Source organism: Flavobacterium sp., from assembly GCF_043722275.1.
Taxonomy (GTDB): Bacteria; Bacteroidota; Bacteroidia; order Flavobacteriales; family Flavobacteriaceae; genus Flavobacterium.
In genome coordinates this window covers 17634-33694 of record NZ_JAYSPC010000158.1, presented here as the reverse complement: position 1 = coordinate 33694, position 16061 = coordinate 17634, and the positions used below count along the sequence as shown (strand labels likewise).

The 16061-nt window shown below is 32.5% G+C and carries 15 protein-coding genes; 6 read left to right on the top strand and 9 right to left on the bottom strand.

The features are described from left to right. Positions 1-431: 431 nt before the first annotated feature. The 4 genes from ACHZDT_RS20095 to ACHZDT_RS20080 form a co-directional block, all read right to left on the bottom strand. Entirely contained in the window at positions 432-1400 is a 969-nt protein-coding gene (locus tag ACHZDT_RS20095; RefSeq protein WP_394776485.1) for an NAD-dependent epimerase/dehydratase family protein, read from the bottom strand. A gap of 80 nt (positions 1401-1480) precedes the next feature. Beyond that, a complete protein-coding gene (locus ACHZDT_RS20090) occupies positions 1481-2065 on the bottom strand; it encodes a 4'-phosphopantetheinyl transferase family protein (protein ID WP_394776484.1) in 585 nt (194 codons plus the stop codon). Between the two features lie 549 nt (positions 2066-2614). After that, the gene (locus tag ACHZDT_RS20085) at positions 2615-4342 is read right to left on the bottom strand and encodes a sensor histidine kinase (protein WP_394776483.1); all 1728 of its coding nucleotides are present in this window, start codon (positions 4340-4342) and stop codon (positions 2615-2617) included. Between the two features lie 421 nt (positions 4343-4763). Next, positions 4764-4997 (bottom strand): hypothetical protein, encoded by a 234-nt coding sequence (locus tag ACHZDT_RS20080; protein WP_394776482.1) that lies wholly within the window; start codon positions 4995-4997, stop codon positions 4764-4766. 311 nt (positions 4998-5308) lie between these two features. Here ACHZDT_RS20080 and ACHZDT_RS20075 point away from each other — a divergent pair, with 311 nt between their 5' ends. The 4 genes from ACHZDT_RS20075 to ACHZDT_RS20060 all read left to right on the top strand — a co-directional run bounded on the left by ACHZDT_RS20075 (position 5309) and on the right by ACHZDT_RS20060 (position 9404). Continuing rightward, on the top strand, positions 5309-5977 hold the full coding sequence (locus tag ACHZDT_RS20075; protein ID WP_394776481.1) for a response regulator: 669 nt from the start codon (positions 5309-5311) through the stop codon (positions 5975-5977). 477 nt (positions 5978-6454) lie between these two features. Next, positions 6455-7897 carry an FAD-dependent oxidoreductase gene (locus ACHZDT_RS20070; RefSeq protein WP_394776480.1) on the top strand — a complete coding sequence of 481 codons (1443 nt, stop codon included), beginning with the start codon at positions 6455-6457 and terminating at the stop codon, positions 7895-7897. A gap of 514 nt (positions 7898-8411) precedes the next feature. Continuing rightward, positions 8412-8696, top strand: a complete 285-nt coding sequence (locus ACHZDT_RS20065) for a hypothetical protein (protein ID WP_394776479.1) — start codon at positions 8412-8414, stop codon at positions 8694-8696. A gap of 54 nt (positions 8697-8750) precedes the next feature. Then, positions 8751-9404 carry an SRPBCC family protein gene (locus tag ACHZDT_RS20060; protein ID WP_394776478.1) on the top strand — a complete coding sequence of 218 codons (654 nt, stop codon included), beginning with the start codon at positions 8751-8753 and terminating at the stop codon, positions 9402-9404. Positions 9405-9640: 236 nt separating this feature from the next. On the opposite strand, the gene ACHZDT_RS20055 is transcribed toward ACHZDT_RS20060, so the two are convergent. The 3 genes from ACHZDT_RS20055 to ACHZDT_RS20045 are packed head-to-tail and all read right to left on the bottom strand — an operon-like array spanning position 9641 to position 11975. Then, a complete protein-coding gene (locus ACHZDT_RS20055; RefSeq protein ID WP_394776477.1) occupies positions 9641-10219 on the bottom strand; it encodes a flavodoxin family protein in 579 nt (192 codons plus the stop codon). A gap of 50 nt (positions 10220-10269) precedes the next feature. Further along, a complete protein-coding gene (locus ACHZDT_RS20050; RefSeq protein WP_394776476.1) occupies positions 10270-11778 on the bottom strand; it encodes a DEAD/DEAH box helicase in 1509 nt (502 codons plus the stop codon). Between the two features lie 11 nt (positions 11779-11789). Then, complete coding sequence (locus ACHZDT_RS20045) at positions 11790-11975, bottom strand: hypothetical protein (RefSeq protein WP_394776475.1); 186 nt, start codon at positions 11973-11975, stop codon at positions 11790-11792. Between the two features lie 387 nt (positions 11976-12362). On the opposite strand from ACHZDT_RS20045, the gene ACHZDT_RS20040 reads away from it, so the two are divergent. Both ACHZDT_RS20040 and ACHZDT_RS20035 read left to right on the top strand, forming a co-directional pair. After that, complete coding sequence (locus ACHZDT_RS20040; RefSeq protein WP_394776474.1) at positions 12363-13943, top strand: FAD-dependent oxidoreductase; 1581 nt, start codon at positions 12363-12365, stop codon at positions 13941-13943. A gap of 227 nt (positions 13944-14170) precedes the next feature. Further along, on the top strand, positions 14171-14539 hold the full coding sequence (locus ACHZDT_RS20035; protein WP_394776473.1) for an STAS/SEC14 domain-containing protein: 369 nt from the start codon (positions 14171-14173) through the stop codon (positions 14537-14539). A gap of 77 nt (positions 14540-14616) precedes the next feature. Here ACHZDT_RS20035 and ACHZDT_RS20030 read toward each other — a convergent pair whose 3' ends face one another. Together ACHZDT_RS20030 and ACHZDT_RS20025 are read right to left on the bottom strand one after the other, a co-directional pair. Next, entirely contained in the window at positions 14617-15075 is a 459-nt protein-coding gene (locus ACHZDT_RS20030; protein WP_394776472.1) for a response regulator, read from the bottom strand. Between the two features lie 276 nt (positions 15076-15351). After that, a complete protein-coding gene (locus ACHZDT_RS20025; protein ID WP_394776471.1) occupies positions 15352-16011 on the bottom strand; it encodes a DUF892 family protein in 660 nt (219 codons plus the stop codon). Between the last annotated feature and the right edge of the window lie 50 nt (positions 16012-16061).

Sequence of the window (16061 nt, the reverse complement as noted above, 5' to 3'; positions counted from 1 at the left end):
AATATTATTTTGTGAGCTGCTTTGTAAATAATAAAATATTTATTTGTAAGTATACCTTACTTTCTATAGCGAGAGAACTTTTACCTAACTATTTAATTTTCAATATCAAAGCACAATATATTTTATGCTAAAATAGTAGTAACATTTATTTATAAATTACGGATTTTTGAGATAAAAATTACGGACTTATCTATTCTGGAAACAAACCTTTTAGCAAAAACGGGAACAACCGGAAACTACTGAAAAACACAAAAGTTTACATAATTTTACCCACAACAATAGTACCCCCGCCAACCCGACGGAGTTTTGAAAACCCAGAATGTAATAGGATTAAGTTTTAATTTTATCCGGCTTTTTTGTGTTAATCTATATGTTGTTTTAAACCAACTTTATTAAACAACATTTTAAATTAAACTGCTTATAAGCCTTTTTTATGAAAATACCTGGTTTTGAATAGTAGCTTCTAATTTCTCCAGCATTTCTAAAGTCATGCTCGATAAATCAAATTTATTCTTCCAGTTCCAGTCTAACCTTGCAGAGCTATCATCTATACTGTTAGGCCAGCTATCTGCAATTAATTGACGAAAATCATTATCCTTATAAGTAATCACAAAATCAGGAATATGCTTTTGAATTTCGGCAGCTATTTCTTTAGGATTAAAACTCATCGCTGATAAATTATAAGAAGATCTGATTTTTACCAGATTACCTGGTGCCTGCATAATATTTATTGCCGCATCTATAGCATCATCAATATACATCATTGGCAGTTTAGTCTGGGGAGATAAAAAACACTCATATTTTTGCTCTCTGATTGCCGAGTGAAAAATATCTACAGCATAATCAGTAGTTCCTCCACCCGGTGGCGCTGACCAGCTAATTATTCCCGGATATCGCACACTGCGAACGTCTACGCCAAATGTTTTATGATAATACTCGCACCATCTTTCACCCGTTTGTTTACTTATCCCGTAAACTGTTGAAGGTTCCATAATCGTGTATTGAGCCGTTTTTTCGCGAGGTGTATTATTTCCAAACACCGCGATACTTGAAGGCCAGAATATCTTTTTTATTTTTTTTGCTTTTGCAAGATTCAATACATGAAAAAGCGAATTCATATTTAAATCCCAGGCATATGCATGAGCCTTTTCTGCTGATGCAGATAATAAAGCAGATAATAAATATACTTCGTCAATAGCATATTTTTCTACAAAATATTCAATCTGGTCAAAATTGAGCGCATCAATAATTTCAAAATATCCCTGATTAACAATATCATTATCAGGCTTTACAATATCAGAAGCGACTACATTTTCAACTCCGTAAATTTGTCTTAATCTCAAGGTAAGTTCAGTACCTATTTGTCCACAGGCTCCAATAACTAAAATTTTCTTACTCATACTTGTTTTTTTTAAATGATTAATATGGGATGATTTAATACACTTATCGTGTTATATAAACTTGATTTTTAATACAGTACTTATATTTTCCTTATCGAAAGCGGACCAATATCCACATCTAAAGCGATATAACATTTATATTTTTCATCAATTTTTATTTCCTTCAGGAAAAAATTTTGTTTATTAAGAACCGCTGTATCATCCAGGATTTCAAATGTTTTTAGCGATATTGATAAACCATGACCATGTGTTTTAATAACAGCTTCTTTTTGCGTCCAGTAATCAAAAAATGATTCCATCCTTTTACTTGACGAAATAATTTTAGACCATTCATTTTCTGTCATCTGCCACCTAAAATCATCTATTTGAATATCTGATATCATTTCAATATCAATTCCTACTTGTGATCCTTCACATAAAGCACAAATTACAATTTCACCAGAATGTGAAATATTAAACTGAACAGGATCGTCCTTAAAATAAGGCTTATTATACTTTGTAAGCATTATCTCTTTGCTGTGAGGTTCGCAATTGTAAATTTGTTCAACCGCCTTAAACAATATTACCCTCCCTAAAAGTGATAATTGAGCATCTTGCCACCTTATGTAGCTATTTATTTTATCCTGATAATCTGCTGAAAACTTGGGTAGTTCGTTTTTCAGCAAATTCTCAAAATTGTCTGCAGAGATATAAGAATAATAGATATAAATCAAAACGATAAGGTATTACAAAAATTAAAATCAGTTTTAAAAGATCTATTTTGATAAACTAAAATCTGAGATCGCGCAATTTTCAGGGCATCAGTAAAGTTTTAAATTAAAGATATATCCTAAAATTGTCAGATCATCAATCCTACTTCTTTACGAGATTAGTTCAATAGATTCTTATACGAAAATAGCAATGCTTTGCTGATAGATATTACGGACTTTTGCGCTATTATTTACGGACTTCCATTATTTAGATAAATATCTGGCTGGCAGAGCGGTAATGAAGGTATTTAAAGATGGATAATCTTGTTTATAAAGCATTTAAAGTTAAAATAAAGACAAACCCTGAAGCTTTAAACAATTGCCTGATAATTGCTTTTAAGACAAAAAAAAAGGAATACCAAAAGATTTGATATTCCTAAATTATAAAGTTGTGATTTTTTATTTTTATCCAAAATCAGCAAAAAGTATGAGAGTTGTTTTTCTGTGATAACAACGCTTAAAACATTATTCTAATGCATCTATTAAAATCGCATCAAGATCAAAAATGGCTTCTATTTTTGTGCCTTTATTAATTTTTGACTTGATTTTGAATTTGCCTTTTAATGAAGTAATTCTTTCCTTCATATTACTTAAACCAATACCATTTTTTGATGTTTTAACTAAAAAGCCTTCTCCATCATCCACAATAGTTAATTTCAAAAAGTTAGTTTCAAATTTTCTAATTTTAATTTTACAATTATTTGCGTTTGCATATTTATTGACATTTAAAATCGACTCCTGAATAATGCGGTATATATTTATTTTGTAGACATTTTGAACCATAGTCCAATCTATAGAATCATCAATTATGTATTCAAACTTTGTTGTACTAATATCCCTTTGATTATCAACCAAACTTGTTAATAATGTATTATAATCACTTCCTTCAAAAAAAGAATTTTGATTTAATTCATGAGATATCATTCTAATTTCGTTTTCTACATTTTGCAATTCTGCAATATAACTTTTACGTTTTTCAATGATTTCCTTTTCAATTTTTGCGTTGAAAAAGCCTAAATTCATTCTAATACCGTAAATTTTATTCATTACTCCATCATGCAATTCTCTTGCGATTTTAGTTTTCTCGTTTTCCCTCGCAATATTTATTTTTTCGTTTTGCTCAATTAGCAAAAGATAAATCTCTTCATTCGCTTTTTTCTGTTTAATTAAAAACTGTAATTCTTTGTTTTTATATTTAGAATATCTTAAAACAAGAATAATTACAAACAAAAGGATTATTACAAATGAAATTATTAACATGTATAGATTTTTTTTTGTCAAAACTTTATTTTCATCTTCAATTCTCGAAGTTTCGTACTCAATTCTGGCATATTTATCATGTGCGTTTTTTTGCAAAATGTTAATACTGTCACTCAAATTAATATACTGATTTGCGTAATGAATACTATTCTTTTTATCAGAACTGGAAAGAAGTTTTAATGTTGTTAAAATTTCATTACTATTCTTGATTCGAATGGCTAATTGATTCGCTTCTTTAAGTATTTGAATTGCTTTAAGAGTATCTTTTTGCGTTAAAAAATATTCACCTATATGAATTTTTTTATACAGAATATCGGATTCGTCTCCATTTTTTTCCAAAATCTTTAACGATCTTGAAAACATTAAATAGACATTTTTATATTGTCCGTTTTTCATTTTTGAATACGCCAGATTACTTAGAACATTTGCATATAATCTGGGCCAGTTTTTTTCTAAATCTTTTGAAAGCAAACCTTGCAGCTTTTGTATAGATTTTGAGTATTCACCTTTTAAATCATAAATATTACAAATATTGATAGTCGAAGCAACAAAATAATTATTCAGCTCCTCTTTGTCATTATTAGTAAGCTTCATTTTTTCTAAACTATTCAAAGCCATCTGGTGGTACCATAATGCCTTATCATAATTAGTCAGTTTCTCCAGGCAATTACCCATTAATGCATTACAGGAATAAATTAACCGCTGATCTTTAGATTCTTTTAAATGCTGTAAAGCTTTAGAAATTTCAACTTCGCATTCTATATAATTTGCGTCATAAAATAAAACACAGGCTTTACTAAATAACATTCTTGCGGTATTATTATGATCAGATAATTTATAATATAACTTTTCGGCCTGCAAATAATAAAAATAGGCACTGTCCTTTTTTACATTTCCATAACTATCACCTATATAATAAAGTGCTCTGGCCATTCCCTCCCTGTCATTTACCTCCTTTGATAATTTAAGCGCCCTCAAACTAGCCGATAAAGATTTTTTCAGGTTCTTATTATAATAATATTCTGTAGATAACTTAAAATACAGATTTCTAATGACCGAATCATTTTTTTTAACATTTAGCACATTAAATATAGAATCTAAGTGCTTTTCTTTTTTCTTCCCTCCCAGTTGCTTATTACCAAAAGATAAAGTTGTTTTAATTTCAGCGCTGGACAATTCAGCTTTTTTGCATGAAAAAATTACCAGGACCAGGAATAAAGAAATAATTTTAAAAAGAGTTCTCAAAGTTTAAGTATTATTTTACAAATCAAATATAACATTTTGAAATAAAAAGAATGTAAAATTTAAAAATAAATGAAATAATCTCTTTTTTAGAATAAATAAGAAAAGATAATTAGATCTTTCTTGGTGGAATTACAATAATTGGATCACCGTCATCTTCAGGCGAAACTATAACCGAGTCTTTTACTTGTGCATTTATTTCTTTCAAAGTTTTCAATTCATTAGTTGGTACAACTTTTAATTGATTGTTTGTGGTTTCCGGCATTTCATAATCGTCAGTTGTACATGAAAAAGTTAATAAAGAAACAGAAACTAATAATACTGGAATAAGGAATTTGTTTTTCATAATGTGTAAATTTTTAGTTGATTATTATTACAGCAAAAAAACAGCTATATCCAAATTAAAATGTACGGTAAATCCGTAACATTTCACTTATTTCAAAGAAAAAATACACTTTAACTAATTATTAATGAACACTTAAGCCCTCTTGTAAAACTTAAAAAACCAGGTTACGGAAACTCCGTAATATTTCGATTTTTTTTTCAGGAATTAAACCGGTTGATTTCCATTTAAAGAAAAAAAAACCACAAATTTTAAAATTGTACGGAAAGTCCGTAATATTTATTAGATTTGTTTTAAATAGAATTAAACAAATTATGAGTATTAATATTTTGATCGTCGACGACCACCCGATGACTGTGGATAGTTATGTTAATCTTCTATCTGATAGTGAGTTTCAAAAAGACCTCCCAGTCTTTATAAAGAGTCATAACTGTGAAGATGCCTACAATAAAATCATTTTTCAACAAAATCAGAATAACAATCTTGATTTTGCGCTGTTAGATATTAATCTTCCTCCCTTCAAAAAATTAAATATCAGTAATGGTATTGATTTAGCACTTCTGGTCAGAGAAAAATTTAAAAATTGTAAAATAGTTCTTCTCACAATGCATAGTGAGCCATTAACTGTAGACAAAATCATTAAGAGCGTCAAACCAGAAGGTTTCATCTCTAAAAGTGATATCAATTTTGAATTATTTCCTGTGATTTGCAAAAAAATTATGGAAGGAGAAACAGTATTAAGCGAAACTATTGTAGAATCGCAGCGGGATTTATTCAAAAAAAATATAAACTGGGATAATCATGATAATCAAATCCTGATTTTAATTTCCCAGGGTGTTAAAACGGTAAATCTACCTAACTATATACCTCTTTCTATGAGTGCAATAGAAAAAAGAAAGGCAAGTATAAAGGATCAGCTTTTAAAAGAAAAAGGAAGTGATAAGGATTTAATTGAAAAAGCAAAAAAATTAGGTCTTTTATAAAACTTTACTTTTAGAATCATTCTTATAGTTGAACATTAAAAAGCATCATTGCCCCAAATCGATGCTTACCTAATTAAGCTCAACTATTTACAATCATAATTCATAACTAATTTTATCACCTATATATTCAGTAATTTATCATCTTCAAAATAAATTAAAATATAGTATTAAAATTTTGTTCTTTAAATGGATCAACTCATCCGCTTTTTTGTTGCAGGAACAACTTTACTTCTTGCTTTTTTAATCTTTACGAATATAATAAGGCAGACAAGAAAGTAAATACTATAAAATGATTATACATTTAGATAATTATGCATTTAGATTTTATTCTAAAATTCTTATTTTGATTTTTAGATAATATTAAATTGTTATTGTCAAAAAGCTCCGTCTTTAAATCCGTGAGAAATAACATATATTCATATTTTTGGATCTTTTGTCTTAAATTTGCACTTCTTAATTAAAGAAAAAGTGATAAAAGTGGAAAATGAAAAAGCATGCTGGACTATTTGTACGGAATGTCAGGGACGCGGCAAAAAAAGTCAAAGACTCAGCAAAAAAGTGCGGCTTCAATACCAATTAGCACTCGATCAATTTGAAAAAACCGGCGAAGGAAAAGCGCCAATTCGTCCGAAAGCACATTTAAATCTATGCCTGAAATGTTCCGGATCAGGATTAATTCCATCAGAAAATTTCCCAAAACCGGATACAGAAAATTTCCCACACGTTGCTATTATTGGCGGCGGAATAGGTGGCGTTGCTTTAGCTGTGGCGTGTTTACATCGCGGAATCCCTTTTACCATTTATGAACGTGACACTAACTTTGATGCCAGATCTCAAGGCTACGGACTTACTTTGCAGCAAGCGAGCAAAGCCATTGAAGGTTTGGGAATTTTCGATTTGAAAGAAGGCGTAGTTTCAACCAGACATTTAGTTCACACTACAGATGGAAAAGTAATTGGCGAATGGGGAATTAGAAAATGGATTCCATCTAATGAAAAAACAGCTCCAAAACGTACAAATGTTCATATTTCAAGGCAAGCTTTGCGTTTAGCATTATTAGAGCAACTTGGCGGAGAAAATAAAATAAAATGGGGACATCAGTTAACCGATTTTGCACAATCTGAAGATAATGTAAATCTGAGTTTTCAGGTAGATGGAAAAATCATAAATACTAAAGCAGATCTTGTAGTTGGAGCCGATGGAATTCGCAGTTCTGTCAGGAAACTGCTTATTGGTGACGAAGTTACGCCTTTACGTTATCTGGATTGTATCGTGATATTAGGCATTTGTCCGTTAAAGGACCTTCAGGATATTGATAGTTCATTACTGGATTCTGCAACCGTGTTTCAAACTGCGAATGGCAACGAACGAATCTACATAATGCCTTACACAGCAAATTCTGTAATGTGGCAACTTAGTTTTCCAATGCCAGAAAATGAGGCAAAAACATTAAGCGCTCTTGGACCAAAAGCACTTAAAGATGAAGCTTGCCGACGAACGCAATGGCACGATCCTATTCCTCAAATTTTAGCGGCAACTCAGGAAAATAAAATTTCCGGATATCCTGTTTATGATCGGGAATTACTAAGTTCAGATTTATTGGATAAAGGAAAACAAATCACACTTATAGGCGATGCCGCGCACCCAATGAGTCCGTTTAAAGGACAAGGCGCAAATCAGGCTTTGCTTGATGCGCTTGCACTTGCAAGAGAAATTGTAAAAGAATGCAGGCCTTTATCGCAATGGAGAAAAGCCGGAATAAGACAAAGCGTTTTAACTGAATTCGAAGCCCAAATGTTAAAACGAAGTGCTGTAAAAGTAAAAGATTCCGCAGATGCCGCACAATTCCTGCATTCAGACATTGTACTTTATGAAGGCGACGAACCAAGAGGTCGAATTTTAAAGAAAAAAGACGAATAAAATAGCATTCAACACTTTAATTATTGCAAAAAGTAACTCATACTTTTATAATTAAAGTATAGGCCGTGAGTGCAATTAATTTAAAAATACAAACGGTATAAATTAGAACGCGGATAAAACAGATTTGCTTTGCAAAAACGCAGATTTTCGCAGATTTTATATGGAATTTAAAAAAGATCCGTTTAAATCCGTGTCTTCGTGATAACGAATCCGTCAAATCCGCGTCGAAATATATGTTTTTTTTTTAATTACACCCAACGGGTTAACTAAAATCGTATTTGATATTATTTAGCCAATTCTATATAAATACTTCTGTATTTTAAAATCTCTTCCCTCCTTTTTTGTAAATCTTAATATAATTGAGTTTTTATGGAAATTCTTTAAAACACTGATAATTAAAGAACTCTTAATTAAAATTCTATAAAATTAAATTACCCAACAGTTCTTAATTTTGAATGTAACCAAAAAATAAAAGATAATTGGTGATCAAATAATAACCTTAAATACAACTGATATGATAACAGATAATTACAAAAATTACGATCTGCATGAAAGTAATTTTACAGAAGAAAGCAGAATTGAAGAGCAACAATCTCAATACGAAAGCTTTGGTGACGAAAATCAGCAGGAAAATCAATACTTAAATCCAAATGAAGATTCTGATTCTGATTCAAATCAAAATCAAAATCAAAATCAAAATTCAGAAACTGAAAGAAACAATCAATCCAGTCAAACTGAAACTCCTGAAGAAAAATTTGACGAGGATTACAGCGAATCTGAAAATTTTGCGGTAGACTAATAAACAGTAAATAAAGTTTGCTTTTACAAAAAACAATAATTAAAATTTAAAAACATGGGAACTAAATCAGCATCAAAAAGCATGGGGAACGTTTCAACACTGGAACGAATATTAATGATCACCAGCGGATCATATCTTTTATACAAAGGACTTTCACAAGAAAATAAAAGTTTTGCAAAAATAGGCTCCGGCGGGGCAATGCTTGCAAGAGGAATTAGCGGTTATTGTCCGGTTTACAGCGCTGTTGACCATTTAAAAAATGACAAAGCATCAAATGTAAATATTAGAACAAGTGCTGTAATCAATAAACCTATCAGCGAAGTTTATGCGTTCTGGCGCAATCTTGAAAATCTTCCAAAATTCATGAACCACTTAGAATCCGTTAAAACAATTAGCGAAACTAAATCAGAATGGACAGCAAAAGGTCCCGCAGGAATTGGAACAATAACCTGGAACGCCGAAATTATAAAAGATCAAAAAGAGAAACTTTTAAGCTGGCAATCACTTCCGGATGCGACCGTTAGAAACTTTGGAAAAGTACTTTTTAAAGCAAATGGTAACAAAACCGAAATTGAAGTAACGATTTCATACCGCGCACCACTAGGATTAGCGGGCGAAGGAGCAGCTAAATTGCTTAATCCATTTTTTGAAAAAGTAGTAAATGACGACATTAAAAATTTACAGCTTTATCTTGAATCTGTACATTAATACTCCACATTTTATCAAAATATAAAAGGCTTTTAGATTATAATCTAAAAGCCTTTTATTTTGTCTTTAATAATAGTAACCCGTTGGGTGTAATTAAAAAAAACATATATTTCGAAATTCTATATAAAAATCTGCGTTTTTGCAAAGCAAATCTGTTTTATCCTCGTTCTAATTTATACAGTTTGTATTTTTAAATTAATTGCACCCAACGGGTTAATAGAATAGTTATATCAGTTTTACTTTGCCAGTTTAAACAAAGATTCTGCTAATGCCTGAGCGTCCTGTTCGTAATTTTCGGTATAATATTGCAAACATTCTTCTTTTGTTTTCTCAACATTTTTTCCGTGACCTTCCCATATAACCCCAAGTGAGCCATAAGGAGCAAAAGTCACCCCTAAACTGCATAAAAAATTAGCGATATTACCCGTAACATGTTCAGCTCCATCAGAATCCCCCGTTATAATGGCGGCGCCTATTTTACCATCAAGTGGAGAATCTTCACCCGCCTGAATAACATCATAAACTTCGTCCAGTCGTTCAATACATCGTTGAAGTTCAGATGAATGGCTGTTCCACCAAATTGGCGTTGCAAACAGCAGGATTTCGGCATCAAGGATTTTTTGGTAAATCGCAGGCCAGTCATCTTCAACATCCATATGCGTATAAGTTCCGGGAACAATATTGTGATTCGCTAATTTTACAACTTCAAAATCAATTTTTTGTTTGGTAAGATAACCGCCCAAAAATTCTACAAGTGTTTCAGTATTAGACCTTCCTTTATTTTTAAGAGTGGCCAAAAGTATAATCGCTTTCATATAATAAATTTTAGTATGTATCTTTTTATTTCTTCAGCTGTAAAACAACATTATGCTGAATGTAGTCTTGGATATAATTTTATGATAAGACCTTTCAATCGGTTTTGATAATCTTCAATCAGCCAATCCTTATAATTTTTACTCGCATTATCCAGGCATTTCACATATTGTTTTACCCGCCAGTCAATTTCCGGCTGTAAAGCTTCGGCAAGAGTAATCGCGTCAGAAAGCGTTTCGCCATTTTCCAGACACATTTTTGCCTGTTGCCGGATCGATTGCTGAATAACCGTTTTTGGTTTTTTATCGGTTTCAACCGCTTCCTGATATCCGCCTTCGATATCAAAAGTCATTTCAAGTGTATTTGGAAATTGCGCTCGTAATTCTGCCGACATTCCGTGTGATTGTACTGCCGAATTTCCGGTAGCATTATAATGAAGTTCCTTGGCGAAAGATTCCGGGTTTTCAAAAATATTTTTCCAGTCAAGCGGCGCTTCCCAAGCTCCAAAACGCTGAATATTATTTCCAAGATCCGTGATTCCAAAAGTCTTTTTTGACGGAAGTTTTCTCGCTCCGCGGCCAATCATTTGGTGATATAAAGTAATTGATGTTGTCGCTCTGTTCAAGATAACATGCTGAACGGTAGGTTCATCAAATCCTGTAGTTAAAATAGAAACCGACGTTAAAACCGCTCCTTTTGTTTTCTTAAACCATTTCAGGATTTCTTTTCGTTCCTCATCCGGCGTTTTATTGTCCAGATGTTTGATATTAATTCCGGCTTCCTGAAATGTTTCCAATACTTTTTGCGAAGTCGCAATACCATTATTAAAAATCAACGTCTTTTTGCCCAATGCATTTTCCTGATATGCTTTTAGTAATAATTCCTGCATCGCCACAGTGCCGTACAATTCATTTGAAGAACTCACCGTATAATCACCGTGAATTCCGGTTTTGAGCGTATTAAGTTCAACTTCATAAACATACGATTTTGGCTTAGCCAAAAAACCTTCGCTAATAAGCGTTGCAATACTTTCGCCCGTAATCAGCGTATTATAATGATTTTTCATTGGTTTCGCAATATCAGCACTAAATGGCGTTGCCGTTACTCCTATCACGATTGCTTTTTTAAAACTGCCCAAAAGTTTTCTAAACGAATTATGATGCGCCTCGTCAATAATAACAAGACCAACATCATGAGGTTTTATTTTTTTTGATTTTATTCGGTTTCTGAGCGTTTCCACCATCGCAACATAACAATCACAACCAGGTTTAAAATTGCCAGTTTTGCTGGTAATCATACAATTTTGAACCCCAATTCTCCTTAAAACACTCGAAGTTTGTTTGCACAGCTCTTTTCGATGCGTCAGGATTACAACAGTTTTTCCGTGTTGTTTAATAAATCTTCTGGCGATTTCTGAAAACACAACAGTTTTCCCTCCTCCCGTAGGCAATTGATACAAAAGCTTACTTTTAGCGTCACCGTCAATTTTGTCAAAAATCGTGTCGATATCTTTTTCCTGATACGCGTAAAAAGAAGGCGTTGGTTGTATATTCGTTTTCATTGTCTTGATTATTAATTATTTCCAGTATTATTTTCAGCCGGAACAAGCTGCGATTCCATGAATTTTCCGGTTACAATTGTTCCCTCAATATCTTCCCATTCCGTAACCACATTTTCAATTAATTCCGGCTCAAATCCCACTACTTTCATTATTTGGTTACCAAATTCCTGCTGTACATTTTGTCCTTTCTTAAACATCGTTTCTTATTTTTATAAATTTTTACTGCCTTATTTTGCTTTCGCAGAAATGCCACACAAATTCCTGAAAATAAATTTTTCAATTGTCAGCACTCTTTAAAGTTGTTTGAATAACACTAAATTAAAACATCATCAATCATTCAGTTTTATAACATTCAATTGCTTTTTTTATATTATATCAATTATAATCATCCCAAATTATGTTTATGAAACATCAACAAACAACTCATAATAAGATGTTTATATCTGATATTTTTTAGAGCCAAAACTAGAAATGATATAAAACCTGTAAGATATCTTGTAATATTTTGGTAATATGATTTTCTAATTTTGAGTTAATTCTGTCCAGAAAATCTTAGGACAAACTCAATTTAAAAAATAAAAAAGATGGCACCATTACACGATAAATTCAACAGCAGCAATATTACATCAGGCGAAAATGTATCGTTCTGGATTGACTCAACTTCTATGATCGCTTTTGACAAGCCCGAAACAGATATTCAAACCGATGTATTAATTATTGGTGGCGGAATTGCAGGACTTACAACAGCTTATAATTTAGTAAAAGCCGGAAAAAAAGTAGTTCTTGTTGAAGATGGTTTTATTGGCAGCGGCGAAACCGGACGAACAACGGCGCATTTGACCGCCGCGCTCGACGATCGTTATTATTTTCTGGAAGAAACCTTTGGGAAAGAGGCCGCCAAATTAGCCGCAGAAAGTCACACCGCAGCAGTTAATGAAATCGAAAAAAATGTAACAGATCTTAAAATCGATTGTTCGTTTAAAAGAGTAAATGGCTATTTATTTCTTCACCCAAGTGACAAGGAAAAAAATTTACAAAAGGAATTTGAAGCCACACAAAATGCCGGACTTAACACGGGAATTTTAGATCATACGCCTGCAATTTCAGGTGGAGAAAACATGAATTCTCTTGCTTTTTATAATCAGGCGCAATTTCATATTCTACATTATTTAAAGGCTTTAGCCGAAGAAATTATCAATCTTGGAGGTACAATTTTCACCGAAGCCAGAGCAGAAAATATCACTAAAGATGGTGCAATAGTCAACGGTTTTACATTCACGGCAAACCATATTGTAGTCGCTACAAACACGCCTATAAATGATACTTTAACAATGCATACCAAACAAGCCGCGTACAGAACATATGTAATTGCAGGTAAAATTGCCAAAGGAAAATTACCGTATTCGCTTTGGTGGGATACGGGCGATGCCGATTCAAAATGGGTTTCGCAACCGTATCATTATGTGAGACTTGAGAACTTTGATGATGAATATGATTTATTAATTTCCGGTGGAGAAGATCATAAAACAGGTCAGGCAGATGAGGAAGGAATTGCAGAAACTGAACGTTATGACCGACTGGAATCCTGGACAAGAAACTATTTCCCAATGCTTGAAGAAATCACTTATAAATGGTCCGGTCAGGTTATGGAACCCGTAGATTCATTGGGATTTATGGGAAAAAATCCCGGCGACGAAACTATTTATATCATTACGGGAGATTCAGGAAACGGAATGACGCATGCCACAATTGGCGCAATGATTATTAGCGATACTATTTTAGGAATTAAAAATAAATGGGAAGATTTGTACAGTCCGTCAAGAATTACTTTGAAAACCGCTGTTGATTTTGCCAAAGAAGCAGGAAATATGGCGTCGCAATATCTGGATTGGATCGCGGCATCTGATTTAAAAAACACAGCCGATTTAGAACCTGGCGATGGCGGAATTTTATCATCAGGATTGAAAAAAATTGCCGTTTATCGCGATTATGATAATAGTCTTCGCGCATTTTCTGCCGTTTGTCCGCATTTAGGATGTATTGTACAATGGAACAATGACGAAAAATCGTTTGATTGTCCGTGTCACGGTTCACGTTTTTCATGTGACGGAACGGTTACAAATGGTCCTGCCCAAACTGACCTCAGCCAAATTCATATCAAATAAAAATTTAGTAATTATTATTCATTAAACCGTTGGTTGTAATTAATAAAAGTTGAATTAAACAAATAGTCCCGATAGTTATCGGGACATAGATTTAAATGAAAAAAAACGCAAATACATTTCTTTAAATTTTAAATAAATGAAAAGCCTTTTTTAGCGAAAAAATCTATTGTTTTTATGTATTAAAACAATTACTAAACTGATAACTAATACTTTATACATCACAAAATATGATACAAAAAATTGACGCACCGCAAAACGTAGTAGCTTTTAGGGCTCTTGGCGACGTAACGGCACACGATTACAAAACTATAATTGCTCCGGCGGTAAAACAACTCGTGGAACAAATTAACGAAATCAATTTTCTGTTTTTAATTGATACTGACCTTGAAAATTTTTCGGCAACAGCCTGGCTTGAAGATGCTTTTATAGGTTTAAAACATTTTGGAAAATGGAATCGGGCCGCCATTGTAACGGATTCTGAAAATGCTATTTCCTTCACAAACGCTTTTAGTTATGTAGTTCCTGGCGAATTTAGAGGTTACAAAAAAGAATCTTTTGATGAAGCTCTGCTTTGGGTTCAGGGCAATAATCAATAACACCATATTATTTTTAACCTGTTGGGTAATAATTTTTAATATATTAGAAATAATTATAGTCAACAGGTTACTTTGCTTTAATTATGTTTTGAAATATTATGCTTATGCCTTTTATAAACAAAATTATTAAGGTTTGCTTTAAAATTTTTCCAGTCAATAGATAATGCGTGTTCTATACATTCAACAAGATCCTGCATTAAAATGGGTTTTGTCATAAAATAATTGGCTCCAGCCTCAAGGCATTGTTTAATAACCGCATTATCCATAGCCGTTGAATATACAATAACGGGAATCGAAGCCTGATTTTTGTTTGACCGCAATTCTTCTAAAACATCAAAGCCGTTTTTTCCGGGCATATTCAAATCTAAAAAAAGAATATTAGGAATTACAGGCTGGTTTTGAAGTGCTTTCAGCAATTTATCTGCCGAATCAAAAGTTTGAAGTGCTACTTTTTTGCTCACACATTCAAGTGCATCAGCAAACATGCTCAAATCATCATAATCATCATCTGTATAAAATAAGGTGAAGTCACTCATATAGTATCTTTTTTGCGATTAATAGATGAACAAATTTAACAAACAATCTCCTTTTTTGCAAAAAACAAATACTTTTTGTACGAATTTTAACATTTTACTAAATGCCAGATTTTATAATCTATTGCCCTTAATAGCATTTTGCATTTACTATAACAACTAACTCATAACTCATAACTCAAAACTCATAACTCACAACTCATAACTTTTTAATTCTCTCCAAAAAAAAACCTGCGATTTTAATGTCGCAGGTTTTGTATGTTTTAAAGAACTTTTCTATTATTTTTCTTCGCCTTCTGTAGCGTCAAAATTAATAGTATTGTAAGCAGCTTCAGTTAATGTGATATCTGCTTCTTTTTCTTCGTTTAAAGTTTCTGTTAAAAGTGAAACAGCTTCATCTTCACCAAGTGTTTTGGCAAAAGCGGCAAGAGTTCCGTAAGTAGCAATTTCGTAGTGCTCAATTTTTTGAGATGCTGCAATAATTCCTGCATCTCTAACAGCGCCCAATTCTGTTTCTTCCATAATTCCTTCGCCTTCTTTAATAAGACCTTCCATTGCGTCACATTTTTTTGCGGCAGCTTTTTCTCCTACAGATGCAAAAACTTGTTCCAGTCTTGTTACTTGTCCTTGCGTAACAGTCAAATGTTGATTAATGGCATCAATAAGGTTTTGTGATGTTGCATTTTTTGCCATTTTAGGAAGCGCTTTTACAAGAGCTTTTTCTGCCCAATAGATATCTTTTAATGAATCTACAAATAATTCTCTTAAGCCTTCGGCAGCAGATGCTTTCGGTTTTACTGTTCCTTTAGGTGTTGTTGTTTTTGATGCTGTACTTTTTGATGCAGCGGGAGTTTTTGATTTTGAAGCAGCTGTAGTTTTTGATTTAGTTGCTGTTGCAGCAGTCTTTTTACTTGCCGTTGTAGTATTTGAATCTTTCATGATATAGTTTTTTAATTATTAGTTTATCAAATGTACTACTACACCTTTCT